Annotated in this window: 25 protein-coding genes; 18 read left to right on the plus strand and 7 right to left on the minus strand. The window is 62.1% G+C overall.

The window, feature by feature from the left end:
* Positions 1-320, plus strand: a 320-nt coding sequence (locus ACS3WB_RS09805) for a ComEA family DNA-binding protein (protein WP_438275379.1), incomplete at its 5' end; no start/stop codon positions are given.
* 57 nt (positions 321-377) lie between these two features.
* Positions 378-992, plus strand: coding sequence for a hypothetical protein (locus tag ACS3WB_RS09810; RefSeq protein WP_438275380.1), 615 nt, complete (start codon positions 378-380; stop codon positions 990-992).
* 26 nt (positions 993-1,018) lie between these two features.
* Here the strand turns inward: ACS3WB_RS09810 and ACS3WB_RS09815 are convergent, their stop codons facing one another.
* Entirely contained in the window at positions 1,019-1,621 is a 603-nt protein-coding gene (locus tag ACS3WB_RS09815) for a septation protein A (protein ID WP_438275381.1), read from the minus strand.
* Positions 1,622-1,623: 2 nt separating this feature from the next.
* Positions 1,624-2,571, minus strand: coding sequence for a signal recognition particle-docking protein FtsY (ftsY, locus tag ACS3WB_RS09820; RefSeq protein WP_438275382.1), 948 nt, complete (start codon positions 2,569-2,571; stop codon positions 1,624-1,626).
* A gap of 82 nt (positions 2,572-2,653) precedes the next feature.
* On the opposite strand from ftsY, the gene ACS3WB_RS09825 reads away from it, so the two are divergent.
* The 4 genes from ACS3WB_RS09825 to ACS3WB_RS09840 all read left to right on the plus strand — a co-directional run bounded on the left by ACS3WB_RS09825 (position 2,654) and on the right by ACS3WB_RS09840 (position 6,361).
* Complete coding sequence (locus ACS3WB_RS09825) at positions 2,654-3,508, plus strand: RluA family pseudouridine synthase (RefSeq protein WP_438275383.1); 855 nt, start codon at positions 2,654-2,656, stop codon at positions 3,506-3,508.
* 415 nt (positions 3,509-3,923) lie between these two features.
* Positions 3,924-5,378, plus strand: a complete 1,455-nt coding sequence (locus tag ACS3WB_RS09830) for a DEAD/DEAH box helicase (RefSeq protein WP_438275384.1) — start codon at positions 3,924-3,926, stop codon at positions 5,376-5,378.
* A 222-nt stretch (positions 5,379-5,600) separates the two neighbouring features.
* On the plus strand, positions 5,601-5,882 hold the full coding sequence (gene infA / locus ACS3WB_RS09835) for a translation initiation factor IF-1 (protein ID WP_011508994.1): 282 nt from the start codon (positions 5,601-5,603) through the stop codon (positions 5,880-5,882).
* A 266-nt stretch (positions 5,883-6,148) separates the two neighbouring features.
* Complete coding sequence (locus tag ACS3WB_RS09840) at positions 6,149-6,361, plus strand: cold-shock protein (RefSeq protein WP_002714433.1); 213 nt, start codon at positions 6,149-6,151, stop codon at positions 6,359-6,361.
* 202 nt (positions 6,362-6,563) lie between these two features.
* Here ACS3WB_RS09840 and ACS3WB_RS09845 read toward each other — a convergent pair whose 3' ends face one another.
* The 3 genes from ACS3WB_RS09845 to ACS3WB_RS09855 all read right to left on the minus strand — a co-directional run bounded on the left by ACS3WB_RS09845 (position 6,564) and on the right by ACS3WB_RS09855 (position 8,431).
* On the minus strand, positions 6,564-7,166 hold the full coding sequence (locus ACS3WB_RS09845; RefSeq protein ID WP_438275385.1) for a TadE/TadG family type IV pilus assembly protein: 603 nt from the start codon (positions 7,164-7,166) through the stop codon (positions 6,564-6,566).
* A gap of 14 nt (positions 7,167-7,180) precedes the next feature.
* On the minus strand, positions 7,181-7,738 hold the full coding sequence (locus tag ACS3WB_RS09850; RefSeq protein WP_438275386.1) for a TadE/TadG family type IV pilus assembly protein: 558 nt from the start codon (positions 7,736-7,738) through the stop codon (positions 7,181-7,183).
* Positions 7,739-7,939: 201 nt separating this feature from the next.
* Entirely contained in the window at positions 7,940-8,431 is a 492-nt protein-coding gene (locus ACS3WB_RS09855; protein WP_438275488.1) for a pilus assembly protein N-terminal domain-containing protein, read from the minus strand.
* 592 nt (positions 8,432-9,023) lie between these two features.
* On the opposite strand from ACS3WB_RS09855, the gene ACS3WB_RS09860 reads away from it, so the two are divergent.
* From ACS3WB_RS09860 to ACS3WB_RS09905, 10 genes are all read left to right on the plus strand, one after another.
* A complete protein-coding gene (locus ACS3WB_RS09860) occupies positions 9,024-9,191 on the plus strand; it encodes a Flp family type IVb pilin (protein ID WP_438275387.1) in 168 nt (55 codons plus the stop codon).
* A 97-nt stretch (positions 9,192-9,288) separates the two neighbouring features.
* Complete coding sequence (locus tag ACS3WB_RS09865; protein ID WP_438275388.1) at positions 9,289-9,429, plus strand: hypothetical protein; 141 nt, start codon at positions 9,289-9,291, stop codon at positions 9,427-9,429.
* Positions 9,430-9,510: 81 nt separating this feature from the next.
* Positions 9,511-10,035 carry an A24 family peptidase gene (locus tag ACS3WB_RS09870; protein WP_438275389.1) on the plus strand — a complete coding sequence of 175 codons (525 nt, stop codon included), beginning with the start codon at positions 9,511-9,513 and terminating at the stop codon, positions 10,033-10,035.
* A 128-nt stretch (positions 10,036-10,163) separates the two neighbouring features.
* Positions 10,164-10,940, plus strand: coding sequence for a Flp pilus assembly protein CpaB (gene cpaB / locus ACS3WB_RS09875; RefSeq protein WP_438275390.1), 777 nt, complete (start codon positions 10,164-10,166; stop codon positions 10,938-10,940).
* Positions 10,941-10,955: 15 nt separating this feature from the next.
* A complete protein-coding gene (locus ACS3WB_RS09880) occupies positions 10,956-12,422 on the plus strand; it encodes a type II and III secretion system protein family protein (RefSeq protein WP_438275391.1) in 1,467 nt (488 codons plus the stop codon).
* A 20-nt stretch (positions 12,423-12,442) separates the two neighbouring features.
* Positions 12,443-13,186 (plus strand): CpaD family pilus assembly protein, encoded by a 744-nt coding sequence (locus ACS3WB_RS09885; protein ID WP_438275392.1) that lies wholly within the window; start codon positions 12,443-12,445, stop codon positions 13,184-13,186.
* Positions 13,183-14,451 carry an AAA family ATPase gene (locus tag ACS3WB_RS09890; RefSeq protein ID WP_438275393.1) on the plus strand — a complete coding sequence of 423 codons (1,269 nt, stop codon included), beginning with the start codon at positions 13,183-13,185 and terminating at the stop codon, positions 14,449-14,451. Before ACS3WB_RS09885 ends, ACS3WB_RS09890 begins: the two co-directional genes overlap by 4 nt.
* A gap of 21 nt (positions 14,452-14,472) precedes the next feature.
* Positions 14,473-15,942 (plus strand): CpaF family protein, encoded by a 1,470-nt coding sequence (locus ACS3WB_RS09895; RefSeq protein ID WP_438275394.1) that lies wholly within the window; start codon positions 14,473-14,475, stop codon positions 15,940-15,942.
* A gap of 13 nt (positions 15,943-15,955) precedes the next feature.
* Positions 15,956-16,930 (plus strand): type II secretion system F family protein, encoded by a 975-nt coding sequence (locus ACS3WB_RS09900; RefSeq protein WP_438275395.1) that lies wholly within the window; start codon positions 15,956-15,958, stop codon positions 16,928-16,930.
* A 9-nt stretch (positions 16,931-16,939) separates the two neighbouring features.
* Complete coding sequence (locus tag ACS3WB_RS09905; protein ID WP_438275396.1) at positions 16,940-17,917, plus strand: type II secretion system F family protein; 978 nt, start codon at positions 16,940-16,942, stop codon at positions 17,915-17,917.
* Positions 17,918-18,066: 149 nt separating this feature from the next.
* Here ACS3WB_RS09905 and ACS3WB_RS09910 read toward each other — a convergent pair whose 3' ends face one another.
* Positions 18,067-18,876, minus strand: a complete 810-nt coding sequence (locus ACS3WB_RS09910; RefSeq protein WP_438275397.1) for a tetratricopeptide repeat protein — start codon at positions 18,874-18,876, stop codon at positions 18,067-18,069.
* Between the two features lie 145 nt (positions 18,877-19,021).
* Between ACS3WB_RS09910 and ACS3WB_RS09915 the strand changes: the two genes are divergently transcribed.
* Both ACS3WB_RS09915 and ACS3WB_RS09920 read left to right on the plus strand, forming a co-directional pair.
* Positions 19,022-20,401 carry a leucyl aminopeptidase family protein gene (locus tag ACS3WB_RS09915; protein ID WP_438275398.1) on the plus strand — a complete coding sequence of 460 codons (1,380 nt, stop codon included), beginning with the start codon at positions 19,022-19,024 and terminating at the stop codon, positions 20,399-20,401.
* Positions 20,394-21,236: an NlpC/P60 family protein gene (locus ACS3WB_RS09920; protein ID WP_438275399.1), complete on the plus strand. Its 843-nt coding sequence runs from the start codon at positions 20,394-20,396 to the stop codon at positions 21,234-21,236. The genes ACS3WB_RS09915 and ACS3WB_RS09920 overlap by 8 nt, the downstream gene beginning before the upstream one ends.
* Positions 21,237-21,371: 135 nt before the next feature.
* Here the strand turns inward: ACS3WB_RS09920 and ACS3WB_RS09925 are convergent, their stop codons facing one another.
* Entirely contained in the window at positions 21,372-23,003 is a 1,632-nt protein-coding gene (locus ACS3WB_RS09925) for an ABC transporter ATP-binding protein (protein ID WP_438275400.1), read from the minus strand.
* Positions 23,004-23,008: the final 5 nt, after the last annotated feature.

The following is a 23,008-nucleotide window of genomic DNA, read 5'->3' on the forward strand; positions in this document are numbered from 1 at the left end:
CGCTCGGTCTGCTCGCTTCAACGCCGTCGATGGCCCAGTCGACCCAGCCCTCCGCCCACTCCGACCGGATGGCGCCCGCGGGGAAGATGGCTCCTGCCAGCAAGATGGCGCCCGCGAACTCAGAGGCAGCCAAACTCGACATCAACACCGCGACCAAGGAAGAACTGATGGCCTTCAAGGGCATCGGCGACAAATATTCCGACAAGATCATCGCCGGCCGTCCCTACGCCAAGAAGGACCAGCTCGTCTCCAAGAAGATTCTTCCCGAAGCGACTTACAAGAAGATCTCCAGCCAGATCATCGCGTCCCAGCCGAAGTAACGCTGGGCTCTTTTTGAACGCATCGGCGCTCCCGCGCCGATGCGGCGACACGCCGACATGACAAGCCCCGGTACAGATTCGGTAACGACGTCAGAAAAACCTTCGACAATCGAGGACAGATTCATTTACTGGCCGTCGTATGCCGGCGCCGCCATGATGCTCTTTGCCGCTTTTGTATTCTCGTGGCCTGTTGCCGCAATCGCGTTTTCGATGCTGTCCTTAATATGGGCTCCGTTTCTAGCCATTATAATCGTCATTTTATCCGTCGTAGCTCTCTGGACGATCGTCCGGTCTGCAGTCAATCGGCAGTGGCGCAGGGCAATCTCAGCCTGTGCGTTTCCGTTGTTGCTGTTGGCAGCGCTTCCCTTCGCTCGCCACGCCGCGCCGGTCGTCGACCGCGTTCATTTTCTTTTGTATGAAAGTAAGTACCAGGACAAAATTGCCCGTCTCGGTCAGAAGGGTGCGCGACTGGCGTTCTTCGATTGGGGTGGCAATGCCATGGTCGGTCTGAACCGGTTTGTCGTCTACGACGAGAGCGATGAAATCATGCTGCCTTCATCGGAACAATCGGCTGCATTTGTCCAGCGCTTGGAAAGTCACGGCTTCGGCAGGCCCGATCGTTTTGCGAATGTTATTCGCCTCGCACCGCATTTTTATGTCGTTGACGAATAGTCCTTGAGGGCATACCGCCCCGCCCCTTATCCTTTCCCGATATCCCCTTCCCTCGCATCGCTGGCTTCGAGCGTGGCGGGTTCGAGATGATACCGTTTGGTCAGCGGCATCTGCATCATCGCAAATATCATGGTGAGCGGGATCGCGCCGAAAACCTTGAAGTTGACCCAGAAATCCGTGCTCTGGGTCCGCCAGATAATCTCGTTCAGGACCGCCATGCCCAAAAAGAACATCGCCCAGCGCAGCGTCAGGAGCCGCCAGCCCTTGGGGGTGAGGTTGAACACCTGATCGAACATGATCGCGATGAAGGAGCGGCCGAATAACAGTCCGCCGCCGAGTACGGTCGCAAACAGTCCGTAAATGATGGTCGGCTTGACCTTGATGAAGGTCTCGTCGTGCAGCACCAGCGTCAGCGTGCCGAACACGATGACGACGACGCCGGTGACGAGCGCCATCAGCGGGATATGCCGCGTCACCACGTAGGACGCGATCATCGCGGCCACGATCGCCACCATGAATGCGCCCGTCGCGACGAACAGATCAAACCTCCCATTGGCGGCGAAGAACACCAAAAGCGGGCCGAGTTCGGTCGCGAGCTTGAACAAAGGGTGCGGTTGCTTCTTGTCCATCGTCAGCCTTCGATCCCCGCAACTGCTTTTGCAAAATCGCTCGCGGTGAACGGCGCAAGATCGTCGACCCCCTCGCCGACGCCGATGAAATGCACCGGCAATTTATGCTTTTCCGCCAGCGCCACCAGAATGCCGCCGCGCGCGGTGCCGTCCAGCTTGGTCATCACCAGGCCGGTGACGCCTGCGATGCGATGAAACGCCTCGACTTGCGACAGCGCGTTCTGTCCGACAGTCGCGTCCAGCACCAGCAACACCGCATGCGGCGCCGATTCGTCGACCCTGCGGATGACACGAACCATCTTTTCCAGTTCGTTCATCAGTTCGGCCTTGTTCTGCAGGCGGCCCGCGGTGTCGATCAGCAGCACATCACGCCTGTCGTTGCGCGCCTCGGTGAGTGCGTTGAATGCAAGGCTCGCGGAATCCGACCCTTGCGCGCCCGCGATGACCGGCGATCCGGTGCGCTCGCCCCACACTTTCAATTGGTCGATGGCTGCGGCGCGGAACGTGTCGCCCGCCGCCATCATCACCTTGCGCCCTTCGGCGGAGAGTTTCGCCGCCAGCTTGCCGATGGTCGTGGTCTTGCCGGAGCCGTTGACGCCGACCACCAGGATGACGAAGGGCTTTTGGGTTTCGTCAATGACCAGCGGCTGCGCCACCGGCGCGAGGACCTTTTCAACTTCGGTCGCAACGACAGTCTTCACCTCGTCGGCGGAGATCGCCTTGTCGTAACGGCCCTCGCCGACAGCAGCTGCGATCCGCTCCGCGACCGCCGTTCCGAGATCGGCGCGCAGCAGCACGTCCTCGATATCGTCGAGCATCGCGCGGTCGAGCTTGCGCTTGGTGACGAGATCGGCCACCGCCGTGCCGATCGAAGTCGAGGTCCGCTTGAGGCCGCCGGACAGCCTGCGCCACCAGCTCTGTTTCGGTTTGTCGTCGGTGCTGTCGCTCATGGTGGAGGTGTGTTAGCCGTTTCGACCTGCGAGCGAAAGACTTTCGGAAAAGATCGTGCCGCAAGCAAAAATGAAGTGAATCATGGATACGGCCCAGCCGACACCGGAGGAAATCCAGGCCCGCGTGCTCCACCGCGACGGGCTGATGCTGGTGATCGACAAGCCGGCCGGCATCCCCGTGCATCGCGGCCCCAAGGGCGGCGCCAATCTCGAAGCCTCGTTCGAGGCGCTGCGGTTCGGCCTGCCCCGGCCGCCGGTGCTTGCCCACCGGCTCGACCGGGATACCTCGGGCTGCCTGGTGCTCGGACGCCATCGCAAGGCGACGGCCTCGCTCGGCCTGTTGTTCAAGCACGGCAGGATTTCAAAAACCTACTGGGCCGTGGTCGAGGGGGGCCCGGCAAACGACGAGGGCACCATCGACATGCCGCTCGGACGGCTGAACCACGAACGCGGCTGGTGGCAGAAGCCCGACCCGGACGGGCTGCCGTCGGTGACGAAATGGAAAGTGCTGGGGCGCGGATCGCTAACCGCCTCCCCCCTTGTGGAGGAGATCGAACGCGAAGCGTTCGGGAAGGGGGTAAACTCAAGCGTGGCTGAACTTCATCCTTCTTGCCAATCCTCCCCCGCGAGGGAGGAGGCAGTTCAACTGACCTGGCTCGCATTGGAGCCGGTCACCGGCCGAACCCATCAATTGCGCGTCCATTGTGCCGCGATGGGCTGGCCGATCGCCGGCGATAATATCTACGGAACGCAGGCAAGCTTGCGACGTCTGCGCAATGAACCGTACATTCCGCGTTTCGGCGAACCGAGCCTGCACCTGCATGCGCGCGAGATCGTGGTCCCCCTGTCGAAGAACAAGCCGCCCGTTGTGGTCATCGCGCCCGCGCCCGAGCACCTGCATGAGCGACTCAACGCCTGCGGGTGGAACGGGGAGTAACCGCACGGCGATCGGATGGAGTGGCTAGCGACCGACAACAGACGGCATGCCGAAGGAAACGATGTATTCCGGAACCTTATCGCTTTAGCTTTTTCGAGCGGCGCATGTTCTCGAGGTGAATACCGGTTCGCGTGCAAAAAAAGCGTCAAAACAACCATCCAGAGCCCGCTTCTGATCCCATCAGAAGCGAAGCTCCAGGCGGCGCACCGACAATTCACCTTGAATCTGCCGCGTTCCTGTTCCATATGGTGGCATGACCCTGAGATCTTCGGGTCACTGCGAGCCGCGTGTTCTGAGCCCGTTCGATGGTTTCTGGCTTGCCCCTTTAGCTAACGTCAATCGACGCCCTCGACACGCGGGTGTCTCCAGACACCTGGCACGCTCCGGCTGACATTGCCGGGCGCCCAGTCGCATAATGGAAAGAAACAACCTTTTGCCCTCCTTTCAGGATTTCGGCCTTGCCGATCCCATTTCACGTGCGCTCGCAGAAGAAAACTATCTGACGCCCACGCCCATCCAGTCTCAAACCATTCCTCTTGCCCTTGCCGGACGCGATGTCGTCGGAATTGCCCAGACCGGCACCGGAAAGACCGCGTCATTCGCTCTTCCGATCCTGCATCGCCTGCTGCAGAACCGCATCAAGCCGCAGCCCAAGAGCTGCAGGGTGCTGGTGCTCAGCCCCACGCGCGAACTTTCGGGCCAGATCCTCGACAGCTTCAACGCTTACGGCCGCCACCTGCGCCTGACCTCGGCTCTCGCGATCGGCGGCGTTCCGATGGGACGTCAGGTCCGCTCCGTGATGCAAGGCGTCGAGGTGATGGTCGCCACGCCAGGCCGCCTGCTCGATCTCGTTCAGAGCAACGGGCTAAGGCTCGGCCAGGTCGAATTCCTCGTGCTGGACGAAGCCGACCGCATGCTCGACATGGGCTTCATCCACGACATCCGCAAAGTCGTCGCCAAGCTTCCCGTCAAGCGGCAAACACTGTTTTTCTCGGCCACCATGCCGAAGGACATCGCCGAACTCGCCGAGCAGATGCTGCGCGATCCGGCGCGGGTCGCGGTGACGCCGGTCGCCTCGACCGTGGATCGTATCGCCCAGCGCATCATCCAGATCGATCACGCCAGCAAGCCGGCGTTTCTGGCCCAGCTTCTGAAGCAGGAACCGGTCAACCGGGCGCTGATTTTCACGCGCACCAAGCACGGCGCCGACAAGGTGGTGAAGGGCCTCGCCAAGGCCGGCATCAGGTCCGACGCGATCCACGGCAACAAGTCACAGAACCACCGCGAGCGCGTGCTGGCGGCGTTTCGGACCGGAGAGATCCGCACCCTGGTTGCGACCGACATCGCGGCGCGCGGCATCGACGTCGACGGAATCAGCCACGTCGTCAACTTCGACCTTCCGAACGTTCCCGAGACCTACGTCCATCGGATCGGCCGCACTGCACGTGCCGGCGCCGATGGCGCCGCGATCTCGCTGGTCGCCGGCGCCGAGGAAATGGCCTATCTCCGCGATATCGAAAAACTGATCCGCGTGGCGCTACCGAGAGAAGATCGCCGGACTCCGGGGCAGCGCGACGCGGCGCCGGCCCGCCAGCAGCATCGCGCCGGACGCCCCGCTCCCCACGGTCACGCGACCAGGGCTGGGGATACTGCGCCGGGTGCGAAAGGTCCGCGCCGGCGCGGCCGGCATGGCGACGGCGTGTCGAAGAAACCGAATCGGCCGGAGGTTTCCCGGCAAGAGGCCGCCCGGCCGTCGCGAGGCGGCAAGGCGGAAGGGATGCAGGGGGTTGCCTTCCTGCATCGTGAAAGCCGGCCTTCGCGTTCGAAGTCCAACCTGCGGCCTCAACGTGAGCGGGGGAAATTTCACTAGAAACCTGGTTGCAGCGGTCCTTTAAATTCCAATTTTGGCAAGGGCTTCCCGCCGCGGCTGATGCGAATGCCAGGACCGGGCCACCGGGGCAGGACAGGGAAAACGCGCAGCGGTTTTCCTGACCGGCCTCCCGCTTCTTAAGATATTGGAATAGATCACGTTCATGATTTTGGATCCAAAAATCATCGATCCAGGGAAACGTCACTTGATCCGGAGAACGCCATGGCGAAAGAAGAACTGATCCAGTTCGAAGGACTGGTTACCGAAATCCTGCCCGACGCCCGCTATCGGGTGCAGCTCGATGCTGGACATGAGATCGTTGCCTATACCGCAGGCAAGATGAAAAAGAACCGGATCAAGACACTGGCCGGCGATCGCGTCACCATCGAGATGTCCCCCTACGATCTCGAAAAGGGTCGCCTGATTTTCCGGCACAAGGACGAACGCCCGAGCGGCGCGCCGCGTGGAGGACCACCCCGGGGAGGTCAGTTCCGTCGCAGATAGCGGGTCCCGCACGGCACGACCCCGTCGATAATCAAGTCGAGCGCGCTCGGCCGAACCTGCACATCGGCACATCTCAAAAAATCGTGCACGTCAGGATTGTTTTGGGGCCTGCCTTCGAATAATATGGCATTCAGCGATTTTCGGCCGGACGACATTAGCTACCACCGGTACAGCCGGTTTAGACACTGACGACCCTTCCAAAAATCCAATCTCACCAGCCCGCCGAAAGCGGGCTTCGACATACGTATCTGATAAAGGGACTACCCGTGAGCATGGGAACCGTGAAGTGGTTTAACGCGACCAAGGGATACGGCTTCATTCAACCTGACGATGGCGGCAACGACGTGTTCGTTCACATCAGCGCGGTTGAACGGGCCGGGCTCGGAACTTTGCGTGAAGGACAGAAGATCAGCTACGAGATCGTTGCTGATCGCCGCTCTGGAAAATCGTCGGCAGACAATCTGCGCGCTGCCGGCTAGCACGATCCGCCAAAGTACGGCGACTTGGCGAAAAGATCGACCGGACGCAAAACCGGAGTTCACTTTGCTGATCGCGCTCTAAAATTTCTTTGGCGTTACTCAATCGAGACCAGATCGGACAAAGGCCGCGCACCAAGCGCGGCCTTTGTGTTTTTAGCCTGACCCCGTTTTGCGCGAGGCAGCCGGCTCTCCGGTCCGTTGGTCAGGTCCCCGTTTTCGGGCAGGTGGTCTCGCTGCCGTAAAACACGCAGGTTGACTGACGCGGTCGCGTATAGGCGTTGTCGCTTAGCGTCACGCCCGCCTTCGTCACGACGTAGCCCACGACCGGCTTATAGACATAGCTGACCTCGCTGAAGATCAGGTACTGATTGGGGAGAATGTTGCCTGACGAATCCCGCCCGATGAGGCCCGGCGGAACTCCGAGTGTCGATCCCGCGCCTCGCGGCGCCGATCCCTTGCTCCACTGCACCCGCGCCACGGAGGTGTTGGGGTCGATGTAGAGTTCCGAAATCGTGGCCCGGACGGGCGCCGACGGATAGGGCCACATGATGCCATAGCTGGCGGCGAAGAAATTCGTCATATCGGCGTCGCCCACGGCCTTGGACTGCGACGTCAGATCGGACAGCGTTCGCGCGACCAGCGTGACCTTGCGGTCGACCGCCACGCCTGAGGACACCTCGATAGTGCCGAAAAGCATCACCAGCATCAACGGCGCGATGAACGCAAATTCCGTCGCTGCAATGCCCCGCGAATCACACCACAGCGCTGCCGCCGAAACCTTGATACGTGACCAGATGCTCGACATCGGCTTTCAGGTCCTCAGCTATAGGGCTCGTTCTTGAAAGCAGCCGTTGCCGACAGCAGACGCTTGCCGCCGCTCAGATTCGCGATGTTGTAGCCAAGCCCCGTGACGAACAGAGGCCACTGATAGAACAGCCGCACGACCACGATATCGCCCGGCCCACCCGGGTTGTATTTCGTATTATCGACAAAAGCCCCGCCCGAAATCGGATCGGAAATCGCAACGCTTCCAAATCCCGAACTGGACGGATAGCTCGTGACATCGACGAAAATTCCATTCGTACAATCGAACAGAACGCTTGTGTTCGGACAGACGACGCTTTGCTTGAAGCTTTGCTTGTTCAACTTGGCGATCTGAGCCTGACCGGTCTGGATCATGCGCGCCGAGTCCTGCAACGCGGTTTCCAGGCTCTGGCTCGCGAAGAACACCATTCCCGTCTCGATGATCGCGAATAGAAGCGCGAAGAACATCGGCGCGACGAGGGCGAATTCCACGGCCGCGGATCCGCGCTTGTTGCGGCGAAAACGGTTGGCTACCCTGACGGCTGCTATCCTGAAACGGAGGAACGGCGACATCGCAAAATCCCTGCACACGGCGGATTTATCTACCGTCAAGGACTAGCCGAAAGTGATTGTTGAAGTGTTTCGCCCGATCAGAGCAAAATACCCCTCGTGGTACACTCGATATTGACCATACCTGGATGGGATGAGCCGCACGGATCGGGAGACTCGCCTTAGGGAATGGCTCCCTCTGGGTACCGGAGGATCATCCGGCTTTTATTTTGCCGGAGCGCCGCCGGCCTGTGAGTTCAGATTGCTGGCCTGCTCCATCGTGGCCTTGAAATAAGGAGCGCTGTCACCGAGCGTGACCCGTTTCTCACAAATCGGCATGCAACTATAAGACTCGCGCTCCAGGCCACGATAAACCGTCACGACCCTATCGCTCGGCCCCTCGACCTGGATGAGACGATCCACGAGGATGGTTCCGGCGCGATCCATCGCAATCACATTGGTTGCGCCGTAGCCTTTTCCGGTGACGACGACGAGACCGCCGGGCTGCAGGGTGACGTCGGCGATCAGAGGATTACCAACCACGATCGTGGCGATATGTCCGGGCAGCTTGACCAATTTCGCCTGGTCCACATTGACCGAGATCGGATCGCTCGTCACTTCGGCGAGCAACACCGCCGGACAAAGCAAGACCGCAATTGCAAGCGACAGGCCGATGACCAAAGCACGCGAACGGCCGCGCAGGGACTTGAACCACATACTACACTCCGGACGCATACGAGCCGGCATAAGGACATACGTAACGGTGCCGGCGCCCGACATGGCAAATCTGCCGTTAATTGATGAACGAACTGCAAACGTGACAGCCGAGCTTCCGGTCCATGCTTCTCAGAACGTCAGACCCGGCATGCCGCCACGAAACGATCGGCTGGAATGCGCATCAGTTTCGGCAGGATGAGACGGTTCAGCCACAGCGGAAATCAGGAACGCCGCAACATCGAAAAGAGGTCTGACGCCCGCTGGGTCAGCAAGCCGAAGCACGCCGGCGGCCTCTATTTATGTTGTCATCCTTATTTATGTTGCCATCCTTGGCTCGGCGACCCGCAACAGGACATTCGAAACACATTCATGAAAGAGAGACCGGAGGCGATACCATCGCCATGCAGCGCTTTGCATTCGACTTAAATCTAAATTTACTCTGAGCAAGAACAGGCCGTTACGCCGGTGTTTCTGCAATCGAATTAACTGCGCTGCAATTTTCCTTCCCTACGATGATGCCATGGTCACGGTGCTGAGAACGCCGTTACGACCAGGTGCAGTTCGACAGCTACGTGAACACATGGAGCCAATTATGAAGAATCTTTTTTCGCGTTTTCTGAAGGATGAATCCGGCGCGACCGCGATCGAATACGGCCTGATCGCCGCCGGCATTTCCGTCGTGATTATCGCAGCCGTCAAGGCGCTCGGCGGTACGCTGAACGGCATATTCGAGGGCTTGAACACCAGTCTCGGCGGTTAATCGTCGGCTTTTCGTTTTTGCCATGAAAGGGTCCCGGCAACACCCGGGACCCTTTTCGCTTCCGACCGCACCGAGACACCAATTCGAGTGAATCGGAATGACCCCGTTGAAGTTCGCTCATCCGGAACTACCCCCTTCGCCTGACGGCAAGCGGACACGACAGGCTCTCCAAACCGTCTGCATGGCGCTCGTGCTGGCCTCGGCCACCCTTCTGATCCGGGCCGTCAGCCTCCTGTGAAACGTCGCGCGCATTTCGCGATTGTTCATTGTTCGCCGGTTAGTATGACGCCCCAATGGAACGCGCGACACGGGCAGCCTCATGATCCTCGATCTTCTCCGGCTTCTGTTGTTTCCGACCCTGATGGCGTTCGCGGCCTCCAGCGATCTCCTGACCATGACGATTTCCAACCGCGTATCGCTGCTGCTGATCGCCGGTTTTTTCGTGCTCGCGATCGCCTCCGGCATGGGGCCGACCGTGATCGGTCTGCATATCGCGGCCGGCGCCACGGTGCTTGCGGTATCGTTCACATGCTTTGCCATGGGTTGGATCGGAGGGGGCGACGCGAAGGTGGCGGCGGCGGTCGCGCTCTGGTTCGGCTTCGGACACATGCTGGACTACCTGGTCTACGCCTCCGTGTTCGGGGGCGCTCTGACGCTGCTTCTGCTGCAGTTCAGGCAATGGCCGCTTCCGGCCGCGTTATGCGGTCAGCCCTGGCTGGCGCGCCTGCACAATAATGAGAGCGGAATTCCTTATGGCATCGCGCTCGCGCTTGGCGCGTTGCTGGTCTATCCGGAGACCGAATGGGTCCGGGCGGTCGACCTGACGCGCTTTGCGCTCCACTGAGCTCACGCGATAAAGGTCTCATTAACGCGATTTAGATACGCCTCATTAACCATGCTTTGACGAATAAATGTTCAACTCCCGGTTAAAGGCGGCGCAAGGGCCGCACCGCAACTGGGAAAGTGAAGCGTATGAATACCGCACGCATCGTCGTCCTGGCCGTCGCTATCGGTGCCGGCGGCCTCGCCGCCTATCTCGCGAGCGGGTCCGACAAGAAGCCGCAGCCGGTCCAGACCGCGCAGCTCCCGACCGTGGACGTTCTGGTTGCGAAGTCGGAGATTCAACTCGGACAGGCGGTAACGGCGAACGAGGTGGCGTGGCAGGCATGGCCCGCGAGCGCCGCCAGCAGCAGCTTCATTCGCCGCGACCAGCGTCCCAACGCTACCACGGAGCTGGCGGGATCGATCGCCCGCTCGCCCTTCATCGCGGGAGAACCCATCCGCGAACCCAAGCTGGTCAACGCGAACGGGTCCGGTTTCATGGCCGCAATCCTGCCGACCGGCATGCGCGCGGTCTCCACCGAGATTTCGCCCGAGACAGGCGCGGGCGGCTTCATTCTCCCCAATGACCGCGTCGACGTGATCCTCTCAAAACGGGAAAAAAACGCGGACCATCCCTCTGATTCCGTCAATTCCGAGACCATTCTCAGCAATGTGCGGGTTCTCGCGATCGATCAGACCATCGAAGAGAAAAACGGGCAGAAGGTCGTAGTCGGCAAGACTGCAACGCTCGAACTAAAGCCGGATCAGGCTGAGTCGCTGGCGCGGTCGCGCCAGATGGGAACGCTGTCGCTGGCGCTGCGCAGCCTTGCCGATGCCAATGCTCCGGAAAGCACCGACGACCAGAGGCGCGACAGCATCAATGTCGTCCGTTACGGCGTTCCAACCCAGACCACCGTACAGAGGTAATCAAGGACGCCAGTCATGAAGTGGACGACAAATCCGACACCGTTGCAGGCCTTCGTGACGCGGTCGCTCTCGTTCGCGGCGATCGCCGCCTTCACGCTGAACCCGGCGCTGGCGCCGGTGTTCGCAAGCGATTACCGCGTTTCCGCCGCGACATCCGGTGCAGGGATGCACGCGCATTCGCTGTCGCTCGGCATCGGAAAGTCCGTCGTGGTGGATCTGCCCAGCGACGTCAAGGACGTTCTCGTCGCCGATCCGAAGATCGCAAATGCCGTCGTCAGATCGGCGCAGCGAGCCTACATCATCGGCGCCGCGGTCGGTCAGACCAATATCATATTCTTCGACAGCAACGGCCAGCAGATCGCAGCCTACGATATCGCAGTCACGCGAGATCTCAACGGTCTGCGCACCGCGCTCAAGCAGCTTCTGCCGAATGCCGCCATCAAGGTCGACGGGCTGGGCGACGGTGTCATGCTGTCCGGCTGGGTGTCGAGTCCAATTGAAGCGCAGCAGGCGGGCGATCTCGCCGCGCGCCTTGCGGACGGCGCGCAAAAGGTCGTCAATAACATCGCCGTGCGGGGCCGCGACCAGGTCATGCTCAAGGTCACGGTTGCCGAAGTGGCCCGCACCGTCATCAAGCAGTTGGGCATCGACCTCAGCGCCAACCTGAACTACGGCACTGCGGTCGTGAATTTCAACAACGCCAACCTGTTCACCGCCTATGGCCGATCGCTGACGAACAACAGTCTTGCGGGTTCGTTCGGGGGCAGCAGCGCCGTGCCCGCAGTCACCGCGACTCTACGCGCGATGGAGAGCGTCGGCGTGGTCCGGACGCTCGCCGAGCCGAACCTGACCGCGATATCGGGTGAATCGGCGACATTCATCTCGGGCGGCGAGTTTCCGATTCCCGCCGGTTATTCCTGCGATCCCGCCACTCACGTTTGTACGACGCAAATCAAATTCAAGAAATTCGGTATCTCCCTGAACTTCACGCCGGTGGTGCTGACCGAAGGTCGGATCAGCCTCAGGGTGATGACGGAGGTCTCGGAGCTTTCGAACGAGAACGCCATTACGCTGACCCAGGCGGTCGGCAATTCGCTTACCGTCCCATCGATCAGGACCCGGCGAGCGGAAACCACGCTGGAAATTCCGTCGGGCGGCTCGATGGCCATGGCCGGCCTGATTCAGGAGCAGACCAAGCAGGCCATCAATGGATTGCCCGGTCTCACGCAATTGCCGGTGCTCGGATCGCTGTTCCGCAGCCGCGACTACGTCAACGGACAGACCGAGTTGATGGTCCTGGTGACGCCCTATGTCGTGCGCGCCGTCGCGCAAAAGGATCTCTCGCGGCCGGATGACGGTTTCGTGGACGCTTCGGATCCGCAGGCCGACCTGCTCGGCAATATCAACCGCATCTATGGCGCTCCGGGCCGCGCCGAACCCGCGCGTCACTATCGCGGCAGCTACGGCTTCATCACCGACTGAGGCGGGCAAGGAACGAAACGATGACATCCACAGACTCCGCCGAACGCTACCGCCGTCTTCGCGTAGCTATCCTCGTCGTCAGCGCGGCCGCAGCGCTGGGCGCCTGCACTCATACGAGCCAGGACGAAGACATTACTGCGAGCATTCCGAACGATTATCGTTTGCGGCACCCCATCGCGATCCAGGAAGCCAACCAAACCGTAAACATCTTCGTCGGCAACACGCGAGGCGGACTGTCGGCATCGCAGCGCGCCGATGTCATCGGGCTTGCGAGCATCTGGCTCCGCGAGGGAACCGGCGCCATCGTCGCCGAGGTGCCTGCCGGCACCAGCAACGCCCGGGCCGCCGCCGATTCGTTCAAGGAAGTACGCTCGCTGCTGGCTGCCGCCGGCATTCCGCCGCGCGGAATCATCGTCCGCCAATACCGCCCCGCCGACCCGCGCCTGTTCGCAACCATTCGCTTGACCTACCCCCGAATCGCGGCCACGGCCGGCCCTTGCGGGGTCTGGCCTGAGGATCTCGGCCCCTCGATCAAGAACAAGGGTTATCTCAACAACAAGCCGTACTGGAATTTCGGATGCGCCACCCAGCGCAACCTTGCATCGATGATCGACAATCCGTCCGACCTCGTGCAGCCGCGGCCCGAAACCCCGCCCTACACCGCGCGCCGCTCCGAAGGTTTCGAGAAATATCGCAAGGGCACTACCACGACCACGGATTATCCCGAAGCCGACAAGGCCAAACTCAGCGATACAGGCAAATGATCAACTACCCTCGCCAGAACGCCGAAGAGCCGGCTGCCCCGCTTCCGCCCAAGGCCGACGATCACATCGCGCCGGCGCCCCGCGTATCGGTGCAGGCCTTTTGCGAAACGATGGAAACAGCCACAGCCGTGCAATCGGCCGGCGAGGATCGCCGGCTGGCCAAGGCCCACCTCAAGATCCAGATGGGCGGCATGACCGCCGCCGTGGAGGCTTATCGCTCGGCGCCGACACCGAACGTCATCATTCTCGAGGCAGAAGAGCGCGGCGACATCCTCGCAGCGCTCGATCAGCTTGCGAGCGTGTGCGACGCAGGCACGCGGGTCGTCGTGATCGGCCGCGTCAACGACGTCAGCTTGTATCGCGAATTGGTCAAGCGGGGCGTCAGCGATTATGTCATCGCGCCGGTCGGCGCCATCGACGTCGTACGCTCGGTTTGCGGCCTGTTTTCAGTTCCTGAAGCGAAGGCGGTCGGCCGGGTCATCGCCGTTGTCGGCGCCAAGGGCGGCGTCGGCGCGTCAACCGTCGCCCATAATGTCGCGTGGATGATCGCTCGCGATCTGGCACTGGATTCCGTTGTCGCCGACCTCGACCTCGCCTTCGGAACGGCGGGACTGGATTTCAATCAGGACCCGCCACAGGGCATCGCCGATGCCGTTTTTTCGCCAGACCGGATCGACACGGCCTTCGTCGATCGCCTGCTGTCGAAGTGCACCGATCATCTGAGCCTGCTGGCCGCGCCGGCAACGCTGGACCGGGTCTATGACTTCGGAACGGAAGCGTTCGATTCGATTCTCGACACCCTGCGGGCCACGATGCCCTGCATCGTGCTCGATATCCCGCATCAATGGTCCGGCTGGACCAAACGAGCCCTGATCGGCGCGGACGACATCCTCGTCGTCGCCACGCCCGATCTCGCCAATCTTCGCAACACGAAAAACCTGATCGATCTGCTCAAGATGGCGCGCCCAAACGACCGGCCACCGCTTTATTGCCTCAACCAGGTCGGCGTTCCGAAGCGCCCGGAGATCAGCGCCAACGAATTCGCCAAAGCCATTGAAAGCCAGCCGATCGTCACCATTCCGTTCGAGCCGCAGATGTTCGGGTCGGCCGCAAACAACGGTCAGATGATCGCCGAAGTCGCGCCGAGCCACCGCGCCGCGGAAATGTTTTTGCAGATCGGGCAGCGCCTGACCGGCCGCGGCGAGGCGAAGAAGTCGCGGAAATCGCTTCTGCTTCCGTTCATCGAGAAGTTGCGGGCAAAATAAGTCCTTGCGTGGAGTACCGTCGTGTTTGGCAAGCGTAGCGGACCAGAGAACGAGGCCCGGAAGCCAGGAGCCCTGACGCTGGAGGCCGCACCGGTCGCCCGGAACGTGCAAGCGCCGGCGGAAAATGCTTCACCGATGGCTTCGGCTCCGCCGATCGCGCCGGCGCGCGCCGCGCCGCCTGCGCCGGTCATCGACTCGCGCCGGTCCGATACCTATTACCAGGTCAAGGCAACGATTTTCGGCGCCCTGATCGAGGCGATCGATCTCGCCCAACTCGCCAAGCTCGACGGCGAGTCCGCGCGCGAGGAAATCCGCGACATCGTCAACGAGATCATCGCGATCAAGAATATCGTGATGTCGATCGCCGAGCAGGAAGAACTGCTCGACGACATCTGCAACGACGTTCTCGGTTATGGCCCGCTCGAGCCGCTGCTGTCGCGCGACGACATTGCGGACATCATGGTCAACGGCGCCGGCACGGTCTTCATCGAGGTCGGCGGCAAGATCCAGCGAACCGGAATCCGGTTCCGGGACAACCAGCAACTGCTCAACATCTGCCAGCGGATCGTCAGCCAGGTCGGCCGCCGGGTCGATGAATCCTCGCCGATATGCGATGCGCGTCTCGCCGACGGATCCCGCGTCAACGCCATCGTTCCGCCGCTGGCGATCGACGGGCCCGCGCTCACAATCCGAAAGTTCAGAAAAGACAAGCTGACGCTCGATCAGTTGGTCAAGTTCGGCGCCATTACGCCGGAGGGCGGCACCATTCTCCAGATCATCGGACGCTGCCGCGCCAACGTTCTGATCTCGGGCGGCACCGGCTCCGGCAAAACCACGCTGCTGAACTGCCTCACGAACTATATCGACCATGACGAGCGCATCATCACCTGCGAGGACGCCGCCGAGCTTCAGTTACAGCAGCCGCATGTGGTGCGCCTGGAAACCCGCCCGCCGAACATCGAGGGCGAGGGCCAAGTGACGATGCGCGATCTGGTCAAGAACTGCCTGCGCATGCGCCCGGAACGCATCATCGTCGGCGAAGTCCGCGGCCCCGAGGCGTTCGACCTGTTGCAGGCGATGAACACGGGCCATGACGGCTCGATGGGCACGCTGCACGCCAACAACCCGCGCGAGGCGCTGTCGCGTTGCGAATCCATGATCACCATGGGCGGTTATTCTCTGCCCTCGCGCACCATCCGCGAGATGATCTGCGCCTCGATCGACGTTATCGTACAGGCTGCCCGCCTTCGCGACGGCTCCCGCCGTATCACTCACATCACCGAAGTGATGGGGATGGAGGGCGACACCATCATTACCCAGGATATCTTCCTCTACGACCTGCTCGGCGAAGACGCCAACGGACACATCATCGGCCGGCACCGTTCGACGGGGATCGGCCGGCCGCGATTCTGGGAACGCGCGCGGTACTACAACGAGGAGAAGCGACTCGCAGCCGCGCTGGATGCGGCGGAAGTCAAGGTCGAAATCTGAAGGACGTGGGCCGATGAATTTGCAGATGCTCGCAATGGCATTCATGGCCGCGACCGCGGTAGGCGGCATCGCCTGGGTATTCCTGTATCCGGCGCTATCGGGAGAGACGAAGGCCGAAAAGCGCCGCGCCGCGTTCGCGCGGACGGCGCCGACAGTCCGTCAGGTCGACAGGGCCCAGCGTTCGCGCCGCGACCAGATCGAAGGATCGCTGCGGGAAATCGAACAACGCAGCAAGCGCAACAGCAAGGTCGCGCTCAGCACCCGAATCGCTCAGGCGGGCCTGTCCTGGTCTAAGGAGAAGTTTCTGATCATCTCAGGCATTTTCGCCGTGGTCTGTTTTGCCGTTCCGATAGTCCTGGGGTCCGGACCTCTGGCCGCCGCCGGACTCGCATTCGCGGCGGGCTTCGGCTTGCCGCGCTGGCTGCTGAGTTTCCTCAAGAAGCGCCGGGAAAAGGCGTTTTTGCGCGCTCTTCCCGATGCGGTCGATGTGATTGTCCGCGGCATCAAGGCCGGCCTGCCTCTGTTCGAATCGCTGAAGGTCGTCGCGGTCGATTCGCCGGAACCGCTGAAAAGCGAATTCGCCGCGATCATCGAAACCCAGGCGATCGGCATGCCGCTCGGCGATGCCTGTTCGCGGCTGTACGAGCGGATGCCGCTTCCCGAAGCGAACTTCTTCGGCATCGTGGTCTCGATCCAGCAGAAATCCGGCGGCAACCTGTCGGAAGCTCTCGGCAATCTGTCCAAGGTGCTGCGCGACCGCAAGAAGATGGCAGAGAAAATCCAGGCCATGTCGATGGAAGCCAAGGCGTCGGCCGCAATCATCGGTGCGCTGCCCGTGGTCGTCATGCTGCTCGTCTACCTGACCACGCCGGACTATATCTCGCTGCTGTGGACCCATCCTACCGGACGGCTGCTGCTGGCCGCCTGCTTGATATGGATGTCTGTCGGCATCTTCGTGATGAAGAAAATGATCAATTTCGACTTCTGACGGTGCAACATGCTCGAACTCCTGGTCGAAAAACTTCACGATCCACGATTCATGACAATGGTACTCGCTGCCATAGCCGCCAGCGCCACCGTCTATACGCTGATTACGCCATTTTTTGCGACGGAGGGGCTGACGAAGCGGATGAAAGCCGTCGCCAGCGAACGCGAGCGCATCCGCCAACGCGAGCGCGAGCGGCTCGCCAAATCCGAAAAAGTCTCGCTGCGTCAGGCACCGAAGCAATTCATCTCGAGGATCGTGGAAGATCTCAATCTCGGCAAATGGGTGGCTCAGGAAGCCGCGCGCGACAAGCTCGTCATGGCGGGGTATCGCGGTCATGCTCCCTACATCACCTTCCTGTTCTTTCGCATGGTCACCCCGGTCGTGATGCTGATCGGGGCCGTCGTCTACGTCTTTCTGCTGTCGCAGATGCAGCAATCCATGCTGCTCAAGGTCGGCATATGCATCGGCGCGGCGTTTCTAGGCTTGCAGGCGCCGATGCTGTTTCTGAAAAACTCAATTACCAAGCGCCAGCTTTCGATCAAGCGGGCTTTTCCGGACGCGCTCGATCTGCTGCTGATCTGTATTGAATCCGGCATGTCCATCGAAGTCGCGTTTCGCAAGGTCAGCACGGAAATCGGCAGCCAGTCTGTCGCACTGGCCGAAGAGTTCACGCTGACCACGGCCGAACTGTCGTACCTGCAGGACCGTAAGGTCGCCTATGAGAATCTGGCGAAACGCACCGGGGTCGAGGGGGTGAAGTCCGTATGCCTCGCGCTGCAGCAGTCGGAACGATACGGCACGCCGCTGTCGCAAAGCCTCCGCGTAATGGCGCAGGAAAACCGCGACATGCGCATGTCCGAAGCCGAGAAGAAGGCGGCTGCGCTGCCGCCCAAGCTGACGGTGCCGATGATCTTGTTCTTCCTGCCCGTGCTGTTCGTCGTCATTCTCGGACCGACAGGTATCAAGCTCTCAGCCACGATGCATTGATCCCCGTCATCGGCGCAAGGCGTCATTGCGAGCGAAACGGAGCAAATCCAGCCCCGTGCTTGCTTTAAAAACGTCTGAGATTGCTTCGTCGCTCCGCTTCCCGCAATTGACGAAAACAGAGCGCGAATTTCATCAAACCGGGAAAGCCTTCACGATCGGCGGGCGCCCTGAGCGAGAACATCGCCGGCGCCGGCGCGCGCGTTACCGCCGCGCCCGAGCATCTGCTTCAGATAGGCGACGTTCGCCTCGGCCTCGTCGGCGGGCAGATCGGCCTTCACGATGCTCTCCGCCTCGGAGAACCTGCCCTGCAATCCGACGACAAGCGCCAGATTCTGCCGGATCCGGCTATCGGCACCAGCGCTGGCGTAGGCGCGGCGCAGCACTTCCTCGGCTTTGGGAAGTTCCTTGGTCAGGACGTAGGACATGCCGAGATTGGACAGCACCGACGGCTCGTCCGGCGCGATCCTGAGCGCGCTGTCGTAATAGCGGCGCGCCTCGTCGTGGCGACCGAGCTTGTCGAGCGTCGTTCCCTGGACTGAAAGAATTCGCCAGTCCGGATTTGCCGGCGTGTGGGCGCGGCTGAGCACATCGAATGCCTGCTGCGACTGACCGTTATCGGCGAGCGCACGCCCCCAGCCGGCCAGCACGGCTTTGTTGCCGGGATTCAGGATCGCGGCGCGTTCCAGCACCGCAACGGCCTGGGCGCGCTGCCCGATGGCGCGCAAGGCCTGTCCGTATTTCAGCGCCGCATCGGCGTCCTTGGGATTGGCGCGAAATTTCTCGCCGTAAACTTCGGCGGCTTGATTAGGATCGGACACTGAATTTGTGTTCGCCTTTGCGCCGAGCGAGCCCGTGATATCCGGAACTCCGGTGGTTTGACAGCCGCCTAGTGCGCTCGCCAGCATCGCCGACATGGCGGCGGATGCGAGAAGCCTGGCAAGATACGACTGCTGACGCATGGCACCTTCACTTGTAAATGCGGGCCGTTTGGAAATGGACGACTTCAGCAATAGACTGTTAACCCTAACGTCTGGTTAACTACGCCGACTGACACCAGCGCGCTCGGCCGCTAAGCTCCCCCATCGAACAGAGATCGAGACACCCATGCATCCCGCGTTCACGACCGCGCCGGCCGAGGAGGCCGTTCCGATCACCCTCGTCGCCGAGACGGCGTGGGAAACCACGGGCGCAACGCTGGACGATCATGCACGCCGGTTTGCCGAGGCGAACGGCTTTGCGGCGAAGGCCGGGCAGTATCTGGCGCTGCCGGCGGCAAACGGCGAGGTCTCGCACATTCTTTTCGGACTCGGCAATGCGGCGGGCCGCTCGCATGATCCCTTTCTTGCCGGCAAGCTGCCTGGCCTGTTGCCCGCCGGGACATTCCGCTTCGCCAATGCGATCGATGACATGCATCTCGCGACGCTGGCCTTTGCACTCGGCAGCTACCGCTTCGGCCGTTACCGCAAGGCCGACGCGCCGAAGGCTCGGCTGGTGCCGCCCGACGACATCGACGTCGCCGATATCTCGCGGATGGCGGACGCCGCGGCGCTGGCGCGCGATCTCATCAATACGCCCGCCAACGACATGGGACCGGAAGAACTCGCGGCGGCGGCGCAGACTCTCGCACGGCGTTTCGGCGCGGATTTCAACTGCATCGTCGGCGACGATCTGAGGAAGAATTTTCCGCTGATCCATGCGGTCGGTATGGCTTCGCCTCGCGCGCCGCGGCTGATCGATATGACCTGGGGCGATTCCGCGCATCCCAAGGTCACGCTGGTCGGCAAAGGCGTCTGCTTCGACACCGGCGGCGTCGATCTCAAACCCGCCACCGGCATGCAGATCATGAAGAAGGACATGGGCGGCGCGGCCAATGTGCTGGCTTTGGCGCTGATGGTCATGGATGCGAAGCTGAAAATCCGGCTGCGCGTGCTGATCCCGGCGGTGGAGAACGCGGTGGCCGGCAACGCGTTTCGGCCGCTGGATGTCTTTCCGTCGCGCAAGGGCTTGAGCGTCGAAATCGGCAACACCGACGCCGAAGGCCGGCTGGTTCTCGCCGACGCGCTGGCCCTGGCCGATGAAGGCAAACCCGATCTTCTGATCGATCTCGGTACGCTCACCGGCGCGGCGCGCGTCGCGCTCGGACCGGACATTCCGCCGTTCTATACCAGCGACGAGACGCTGGCGCGCGATCTCTCGCGATGCGCGGAGACCGAGAACGATCCGCTGTGGCGGATGCCGCTATGGCCGGCTTACGACGCGTGGCTGGATTCCAAGGTCGCCGACATCAACAATGCGCCCTCGGGCGGCTTCGCCGGTTCGATCACCTGCGCGCTGTTCCTGCAACGCTTCGTCGAGGCGACGACAAGCTGGCTTCACGTCGATATCTATGGCTGGACGCCGACCGCGAAGCCGGCGCGACCCGAGGGCGGCGAATGCCAGGCCGCGCGTGCGATCTACCGACTGCTGGGCGAACGCTATGGATGATCCGCGCCTCACGCCGGCCCGGCCGGAGATTGCCGCACGTTACCTTGAAGGCAAGGTCAAGGCGGAGCGCTACGCCGACGGCGAGGAACGCGAGGTCGTCGACGCCGTTGCGCCGCTGCAGCGTGAGCCTTTGCCTGACGCCATCCTCGATACCCAGGCGCTGCGCGGCGAGCGCGTCACGGTCTACGATCACAGCGCCGAAGGCTGGGCCTGGTGCCAATTGAAAAGCGACGGCTATGTCGGATGGATTCCCGACCGCGCGCTTGCAAGGCCCCGCGCAGCCCCGACCCACAAGGTCATCGCGCTGCGCACGTTCGCGTTTCCGGGACCGTCGATCAAACTCGCGCCTGCGCAAACACTGCCACTCGGCGCGGCGCTGACCATCCGCCGCCATAACGGCGTCTTCGCCGTCGCCGCCGGCGACCTCTACATTCCCGCCAGTCATGTCGCGCCGCTCGATCATATCGCCAGCGATTTCGTCGCGGTCGCCGAAATGTTCGCCGGAACGCCTTACCTCTGGGGCGGCAAGACCAGCCTCGGCATCGACTGCTCGGGTCTCGTTCAGGTGGCGCTCAACGCCGCAGGCATCACCTGTCCGCGCGACAGCGACATGCAGGAAGCGGCCCTGGGCCGCGCACTGCCCTCTTCAGAAGCGCGACAGCCGCGGCGCGGCGACCTCATCTTCTGGAAAGGCCATGTCGCGATCGTCCGCGACGAAACCACGCTCATTCACGCCAATGCGTATCACATGGCAACGGCCGCGGAGGGCATTCACGACGCGATCGCCCGCATCAACGCCGCAGGCAGCGCCGTGACAAGCGTGAAGCGGCTGTAACAGCGCCCGCATGACGGATGCACCGCCAGCGCTGCCGTTCTTATCCATGACCATAGCGTTCTCGAGCGAAGCACGTCATCCGGCTCGACCCGAGGGTGAATACCGGTTCGCGTAAAGAAAAAACCCGATCGGGTCTCAGGCTTCCGCGCCGTTTGCCGTCTCCAGCCGGAACGCCGCGGCGAACAGCGCGCGGGTGTAATCCGATTTCGGACTCTTGAACAACGCCGATGCCGGCCCCTCCTCCACCACCTTGCCGTGCCGCATCACGATGAGATGGCTGGCGAGCGAGGCGACGACGCGCAGGTCATGCGAGATGAACATGTAGGTCAGGTCGCGCTTGCGCTGCAGATCGCGCAGGAGATCGACCATCTGCGCCTGAAACAACATGTCGAGCGCGCTGGTCGGCTCGTCCAGCACCACAAAATCGGGCTCCAGCACAACGGCGCGCGCGATGCTGATGCGCTGGCGCTGGCCGCCGGAGAATTCGTGCGGATAGCGAAAGCGCGTCGCCGGATCGAGCCCGACATCGGTCAGCGCCTTGACCACCCGCGCCTCGCGTTCGGCGTCGGACAGCGAGCGTTGATGCACGCTCAGGCCCTCGGCCACGATATCACCGACCGACATTCGCGGGCTCAGCGCTCCGAATGGGTCCTGGAACACGATCTGCATGTCGCGGCGGAACGGCCGCATCTCCTTGAAGCGCAGACCCTGGATGTTTTTGCTCAGGAACACGATTGGGCCGTCCGACGAAATCAGCCGCAACAGCGCCAAACCGAGCGTGGTCTTGCCGGATCCGGATTCGCCGACGACGCCGAGCGTCTCACCTTTGCGCACCTTCAGCGTCACGCCATCGACCGCCTTGATGTGACCGACCGTCTTGCGCAGCAGGCCACGCCGGATCGGAAACCAGACCTTGAGATCGTCGGCCGCGATCACGACCGGCGACTCCGGACGCGGCGGGGCGGGGTCTGGCTTCGGCTCCGCGGCCAGAAGCTCGCGCGTGTAGGGATGTTTCGGCGTCTCGAAGACCTGCTCGACTGGTCCCTTCTCGACGATCTTGCCGCCATTCATGACGCAGACACGGTCGGCGATGCGGCGGACGATGCCGAGATCGTGCGTGATGAACAACAGGCTCATTCCAAGCCGGGCGCGGATGTCCGCCAATAGCGCCAGGATTTGCGCCTGCACGGTGACGTCGAGCGCGGTGGTCGGCTCGTCCGCGATCAGCAGGTCGGGTTGGTTGGCGAGCGCCATCGCGATCATCACGCGCTGGCGCTGGCCGCCGGACAACTGGTGCGGATAGCTGGCAAGGCGGGTTTCGGGCTCGGGAATGCCGACCTGCGTCAGCAGCTCGAGCGTCCGCTGCCGCGCCGCCGCGCCGCGAACCCCGCCGTGCAGCAGCAATATCTCGCTGATCTGCGCTTCGATGGTGTGCAGCGGATTGAGCGAGGTCATCGGCTCCTGGAAGATGATCGAGATGTCGTTGCCGCGGATGCTCCTGATCTCGCGCTCCGACAGGCCGAGCAGTTCGCGGCCCTTGAAGCGTATGTTGCCGCCGGGGTGCGACGCGGCCGGATAGGGCAGCAGCTTGAGGATCGACAGCGCGCTGACGGATTTTCCGGATCCGGATTCGCCGACCAGCGCCACGCACTCGCCGCGCCTGATATCGAACGAAATACGGTCGACGGCGACCGACGTTCCGCCGGCATGGTGAAACGCGACGGAGAGGTCGCGAACCTCGAGCAGCGGCTGATCGATGGCGTCCATTCCGG

This window comes from Nitrobacter sp. (assembly GCF_051535215.1).
Classification (GTDB): Bacteria; Pseudomonadota; Alphaproteobacteria; order Rhizobiales; family Xanthobacteraceae; genus Nitrobacter.

Bases quoted from the DNA above. Each gene is read 5' to 3' on its own strand.
- ACS3WB_RS09810 (WP_438275380.1), top strand. From the start codon at position 378: ATGACAAGCCCCGGTACAGATTCGGTAACGACGTCAGAAAAACCTTCG.
- ACS3WB_RS09815 (WP_438275381.1), bottom strand. From the start codon at position 1,621: ATGGACAAGAAGCAACCGCACCCTTTGTTCAAGCTCGCGACCGAACTC.
- ftsY (WP_438275382.1), bottom strand. From the start codon at position 2,571: ATGAGCGACAGCACCGACGACAAACCGAAACAGAGCTGGTGGCGCAGG.
- ACS3WB_RS09825 (WP_438275383.1), top strand. From the start codon at position 2,654: ATGGATACGGCCCAGCCGACACCGGAGGAAATCCAGGCCCGCGTGCTC.
- ACS3WB_RS09830 (WP_438275384.1), top strand. From the start codon at position 3,924: ATGGAAAGAAACAACCTTTTGCCCTCCTTTCAGGATTTCGGCCTTGCC.
- infA (WP_011508994.1), top strand. From the start codon at position 5,601: ATGGCGAAAGAAGAACTGATCCAGTTCGAAGGACTGGTTACCGAAATC.
- ACS3WB_RS09845 (WP_438275385.1), bottom strand. From the start codon at position 7,166: ATGTCGAGCATCTGGTCACGTATCAAGGTTTCGGCGGCAGCGCTGTGG.
- ACS3WB_RS09850 (WP_438275386.1), bottom strand. From the start codon at position 7,738: ATGTCGCCGTTCCTCCGTTTCAGGATAGCAGCCGTCAGGGTAGCCAAC.
- ACS3WB_RS09855 (WP_438275488.1), bottom strand. From the start codon at position 8,431: ATGTGGTTCAAGTCCCTGCGCGGCCGTTCGCGTGCTTTGGTCATCGGC.
- ACS3WB_RS09860 (WP_438275387.1), top strand. From the start codon at position 9,024: ATGAAGAATCTTTTTTCGCGTTTTCTGAAGGATGAATCCGGCGCGACC.
- ACS3WB_RS09865 (WP_438275388.1), top strand. From the start codon at position 9,289: ATGACCCCGTTGAAGTTCGCTCATCCGGAACTACCCCCTTCGCCTGAC.
- ACS3WB_RS09870 (WP_438275389.1), top strand. From the start codon at position 9,511: ATGATCCTCGATCTTCTCCGGCTTCTGTTGTTTCCGACCCTGATGGCG.
- cpaB (WP_438275390.1), top strand. From the start codon at position 10,164: ATGAATACCGCACGCATCGTCGTCCTGGCCGTCGCTATCGGTGCCGGC.
- ACS3WB_RS09880 (WP_438275391.1), top strand. From the start codon at position 10,956: ATGAAGTGGACGACAAATCCGACACCGTTGCAGGCCTTCGTGACGCGG.
- ACS3WB_RS09885 (WP_438275392.1), top strand. From the start codon at position 12,443: ATGACATCCACAGACTCCGCCGAACGCTACCGCCGTCTTCGCGTAGCT.
- ACS3WB_RS09890 (WP_438275393.1), top strand. From the start codon at position 13,183: ATGATCAACTACCCTCGCCAGAACGCCGAAGAGCCGGCTGCCCCGCTT.
- ACS3WB_RS09900 (WP_438275395.1), top strand. From the start codon at position 15,956: ATGAATTTGCAGATGCTCGCAATGGCATTCATGGCCGCGACCGCGGTA.
- ACS3WB_RS09905 (WP_438275396.1), top strand. From the start codon at position 16,940: ATGCTCGAACTCCTGGTCGAAAAACTTCACGATCCACGATTCATGACA.
- ACS3WB_RS09910 (WP_438275397.1), bottom strand. From the start codon at position 18,876: ATGCGTCAGCAGTCGTATCTTGCCAGGCTTCTCGCATCCGCCGCCATG.
- ACS3WB_RS09915 (WP_438275398.1), top strand. From the start codon at position 19,022: ATGCATCCCGCGTTCACGACCGCGCCGGCCGAGGAGGCCGTTCCGATC.
- ACS3WB_RS09920 (WP_438275399.1), top strand. From the start codon at position 20,394: ATGGATGATCCGCGCCTCACGCCGGCCCGGCCGGAGATTGCCGCACGT.
- ACS3WB_RS09925 (WP_438275400.1), bottom strand. From the start codon at position 23,003: ATGGACGCCATCGATCAGCCGCTGCTCGAGGTTCGCGACCTCTCCGTC.